General features: G+C 67.0%; 1 pseudogene. It reads right to left on the reverse strand.

Annotated features, from left to right (window positions below):
- A pseudogene (locus AC6EUH_RS18315) lies at positions 1–503 on the reverse strand (pyruvate dehydrogenase (acetyl-transferring), homodimeric type); the annotation flags it as partial.

The raw sequence follows: 503 nt of genomic DNA on the forward strand, positions 1-503 counted from the left end.
CCGGTGCGCTGGAAACCGAACATCGAGTAGAAGACGTAGATCGGGATCAGCGGCTCGCCGTGCGTGGCGTAGGACGTGCCCGCGGCGGTGAACGCCGCCACAGCCCCCGCCTCGTTGATGCCCGGGTGGATGAGCTGGCCCTGGGCCGATTCCTTATAGGCAAGGACCAGGTCCCGGTCCACCGAGAGATAGCCCTGGCCGTCCGGGTTGTAGATCTTTGCCGAGGGGAAGAACGCGTCCATACCGAAGGTACGGGATTCATCCGGGACGATCGGGACAATGCGGTGGCCGAACTTCTTGTCCCGCAGCAGGTCCTTGAGCAGGCGGACGAACGCCATGGTGGTGGCGGCCTGCTGCTTCCCGGAGCCGCGCTTGGCCACCTCATAGGTTTTGGGGTCAGGCAGCTCCACCGGGGCGTGGTCCGGCCGGCGTTCGGGGACGAAGCCGCCGAGGGCGCGGCGGCGGTCCATGAGGTACTGGATCTCGGGGGAGTCCATGCCGGG

The sequence above is a fragment of the Arthrobacter sp. 001422645 genome (genome assembly GCF_059816125.1).